The following is a 4,490-nucleotide window of genomic DNA, read 5'->3' on the forward strand; positions in this document are numbered from 1 at the left end:
TATTGTATATATAGTATTTTTCAGAAGCGTCCGATGCAGGTGGGTAGCAGACTCAATCGTCAGCTTAGCTTGATTTTTAACGCTTAGAGCTCATTATAAGCACCTATACAGCATTATTCATTCAGGCAAAAGGTCAGGCTATCATGGGAATTACGATTGGCGTTGTCATTGTACTCTTTGTATTAGGGAGTATGATGGCGCTCAAACCAAACGGGGTCGATCAGCGTTTGGATAATCTGCGTATGACAGCGCGTCGTTTGCAGCTCAACCCAAAGCTTGTCACTTGCCCTGACTGGATCAAAGGTAAGGACGATGAGTATGGACGCGGGATGATGGGGCAGTATTGCTTGGTGCTAGATGGTTTGCAGCTGTCGCACACGCGTTATCAGGTGATTGATGGACAGTGGCGTCCAGATCTGGATTTTGTCGATCCGACTCCAGAGGATAGCAAACTCACTATTCCGAGTGCCATCCGTTCTAATCAAAATCAGACCAATACGTCTACTAATAAAACCAATTTTAGTTTGGATAAAACACCGCTAGACTTGCCGTCTAGCATCGAACCCTTTGTAAAAGGTTTATTCACAAAGGCCAATAGCATTGTCATCTATTGGGAAGACATCGCATACGTTCGCCCGTTGAATAACCCCACTTATCATAAACAACAGATTGAACCGGATTTGCTGGTGCTAAAGGAAAATCTAGAAAAGTGGGCGATAAAAATGCAGAAAAATTCGCAAGCTTAGGAAAGCAGTCTTTGATTTATTAAAAGTTAACGTTCAAAGGGATTTGTCTAACGCTCAGTTATTTGCAGTTGACAGTTTAACGCTTAGCAGTGTAACGTCTTTATAACTAAAAATTTGCATTGTCGTTATTGTTTGTTTTATAACACATTATATGTGTAAGGTGTGCACTCACTTTGAAAATGGTGCTACAGATGAGATGAATTGCTGCTAAACAAGGAAAGTAGTGCAGGCAATATCGGAGTATTCATCAACTGTTTGACGCAATAAAGAAAAAATTAGCCATTTCCAACCCATTTAGGGTGTACTTTCTCAGGTTGAGAATATGCCCTAGCAGCTATTACTATAATAAAGTGCCATGCTGCTAAATTTAATCTTACTCTTAATTTAATTATATTATGGTGTCGTCACATATGGCCAAAACCACAACTAAAAAAAGCGCCGCGTCTGCGGGCAGCCCTAAAAAGGGTAAGTCTCTAGTGATCGTAGAATCACCCGCCAAGGCAAAAACGATTAATAAATACCTTGGTGATGATTTTGTCGTTCGCTCAAGTATTGGTCATGTTCGTGATTTGCCGGTCAGTGCAGGATCGCGAGCAAAAAAAGCCGCTGCTGCTAAAAAAGACGAGAACCTGAGCAAAGAAGAGAAAGCACAGCAAGCATTGGTGCGTCGCATGGGCGTTGATCCAGAGCATGACTGGGCGGCAGTGTATGAAGTGCTACCAAATAAGACGAAAGTCATCAAAGAACTAAAGGCGCTTGCCAAAGATGCTAAACAAGTTTATCTAGCAACGGATATGGATAGAGAAGGAGAGGCCATTGCTTGGCATCTCAAAGAAGTCATCGGTGGTCCTGATAGCAAATATCAGCGTGTGGTATTCAATGAGATTACCAAATCTGCTATCCAAAATGCCTTTAAAGAGCCGTCCAAACTGGACATCGACCGTGTCAATGCTCAGCAAGCAAGACGCTTCTTAGACCGTGTTGTTGGTTTTATGGTGTCGCCACTTCTGTGGCAAAAAATCGCCCGTGGTCTATCGGCAGGTCGTGTTCAGTCGGTTGCTATGCGTCTCGTCGTGGAGCGTGAGCATGAGATTCGTGCGTTTATTCCAGAAGAATACTGGCAGATTCATGCAGACACACACTTAGCCAATAGTAAAGCCAAAGCCGATGAGCAAGTCGGTATTCGTATCGAGGCGACCAAGCAAGGTGGCAAAACGCTCAAGCTAGGAAATAAAGCCGACACGGATAAAGTACTAGACGTCCTCAAGGTAAGCGACTTTATTGTCAAAGAGCGCGAAGAGAAGCCAACACAGTCACGTCCTAGCGCGCCTTTTATTACTTCTACATTGCAGCAAGCGGCCAGTACAAGACTGGGTTTTTCTGTCAAGAAAACCATGATTTTGGCACAGCGTTTATATGAAGCAGGCCATATTACTTATATGCGTACCGACTCGACGTTTTTATCTGGTGATGCGCTCGCAGCCGTGCGTGGCTATATTGAAGACAGCTACGGCAATAAGTATGTACCCGAAAAGCCAAATTTTTATGGTAATAAGCAAGGCGCGCAAGAAGCGCATGAAGCAATTCGTCCGTCTAATGTCAACATGAAATCAACGCAGATCAAAGGCGTTGAGCGAGATGCCATACGTTTGTATGAGCTCATTTGGCGTCAATTCGTTGCTTGTCAGATGTTGCCAGCCAAATATTTATCTGTAAATCTGTTTGTCGGTGCCAGTGACATTGAGCTAAAAGCTCGTGGTCGTACAATGGTGTTTGATGGCTATACCAAGGTTATGCCACCTGCTAAGACTGATGACACCTTATTACCTGAAGTCAAAAAAGGCGATAAGTTGGCGGTGGATAAGCTAGATCCAAGTCAGCATTTTACCAAGCCACCACCACGCTATACAGAAGCAAGCCTAGTAAAAGAGCTCGAGAAAAAAGGTATTGGTCGTCCATCAACTTACGCTTCTATTATTTCGACCATTCAAGACCGTGGCTATGTGAAGCTGGAGAATAAGCGGTTATTTGCCGAAAAAATGGGCGATATCGTCACCGACAGACTAACGGCAAGCTTTCCTGATCTGATGGACTATACCTTTACTGCTGCGTTAGAAGATAAGCTAGATCACGTCGCTGATGGTGATCAAGATTGGAAAGATGTGCTCGATAACTTTTATGGCGATTTTAAAAGCACGCTAGAGCGCGCCAAAGAAAAAGACGGCATGCGTCCCAACGATCCAACTGATGTGCCTGATGTGCATTGCGACCTATGTGAACGTCCAATGCAGTTACGTACCGGATCGACTGGTGTGTTTTTAGGCTGTACTGGTTATAACCTACCGCCCAAAGAGCGTTGTAAAGGTACCAAAAACTTGATGCCTGTTGAAGCGTTCGCAAACCTAGACGAAAGCGACGCTGCTGATGAAGCGGCGGAAGTGAAAGACCTAATGGAGAAAAAGCGTTGCCCGAAATGCGGTACCGCGATGAATGGCTATATCGTTGATGGTGGTTTGAAGCTGCATGTTTGTGGTAACAATCCAGACTGCGACGGTTATATCCTAGAAAAAGGTAAGTTTGAAGTTCCTGGCTCAGATGCCCCAACCATCGACTGTAATAAATGTGATGGACAGATGGAGCTCAAAACTGGACGCTTTGGTCCGTACTTTGCTTGTCAAAAATGTGACAACACTCGTAAAGTGCTTAAAACAGGGGAGGCAGCACCACCACGCATGGATCCCATTCACATACCTGAGCTAAAATCGACCAAACACGATGATTATTTTATCTTGCGTGAAGGGGCGGCAGGTATGTTTTTAGCAGCATCTAAATTTCCAAAAGTGCGAGAAACACGTGCCCCGAAATTGGCGGAATTAAGACCGATCAAAGATAAAATGGAAGACAAATTCCAATATTTGTTTGAGGGACCAGACGAAGATCCCGATGGTAATCCAACCATTTTGCGTTGGTCGCGTAAGAAGAAAGAGCAATACATTGGCTCTGAGAAAAATGGCAGAGCGTCACGTTGGGGTGTGTATTGGCGTAAAGGCGAGTGGGTAGAAGAGTAACCCAAGCCGAAGCAGAGCACGCTTAAGTGGAGATGAGTCGCTGCTTAAGAAATGCTATGTATCTCATAGAAAAAACCTCTTAGCACGCTAAGAGGTTTTTTTGTGCGTTCAATAACGTCTAATATAGAGTGCCGTTAGTTCTTCTCAATAATACCACAAGCGATACGTTCGCCTGCATCACCAGCTGGTTGAGAGGTGTAGTCATCAGCACCGTCATGGACGATAAATGCTAAACGGTTGACACTGTATTTGCCTGAGTCAGCAGAAGATATCTCTTTGTTGACGTAGTTAATGGTTGCAATGCCGTTTTCATTGGCTGTCATGTTCGGTAAGTCACCGGCATGTCCATTGATATCATCTGGATTAGAGTGGTCGTTATTATCTGGGTTGAAGTGACCACCCGCCGCTTGACCCATATCAGCACAGCTACCCGTTTCATGAATATGCAAAGACACAGTCGTGTTAGGCTCCAAATTCATGAGTTTGCCGTAGATTTGCACGCCTTCATCCACTGGTCGCAAGAAAATTTGTCCCATTTCCTTGTTATCATCGACAGAGTTAATGGTAGATTTTAGCGCAGGCTGACTGAAAGGGTTGCCCGTCTGCATTTGACTTTGTACGGTTTGGCAACCTGTCATCGCCAAAGCAGAACCACATAGTAGTGTACTTGCAAGCA

The 4,490-nt window shown here is 44.4% G+C and carries 3 protein-coding genes; 2 read left to right on the plus strand and 1 reads right to left on the minus strand.

What is annotated here, in order from left to right:
- Nucleotides 1-143: 143 nt before the first annotated feature.
- Both L0J61_RS09540 and topA read left to right on the plus strand, forming a co-directional pair.
- Entirely contained in the window at nt 144-746 is a 603-nt protein-coding gene (locus tag L0J61_RS09540; protein WP_301466216.1) for a hypothetical protein, read from the plus strand.
- 395 nt (nt 747-1,141) lie between these two features.
- Nucleotides 1,142-3,814, plus strand: a complete 2,673-nt coding sequence (gene topA, locus L0J61_RS09545; protein ID WP_301466217.1) for a type I DNA topoisomerase — start codon at nt 1,142-1,144, stop codon at nt 3,812-3,814.
- A 134-nt stretch (nt 3,815-3,948) separates the two neighbouring features.
- Here topA and L0J61_RS09550 read toward each other — a convergent pair.
- Nucleotides 3,949-4,490, minus strand: a 542-nt coding sequence (locus L0J61_RS09550) for a superoxide dismutase family protein (RefSeq protein ID WP_301466218.1), incomplete at its 5' end; no start/stop codon positions are given.

The organism is Psychrobacter sp. (genome assembly GCF_030457785.1).
GTDB lineage: Bacteria > Pseudomonadota > Gammaproteobacteria > Pseudomonadales > Moraxellaceae > Psychrobacter.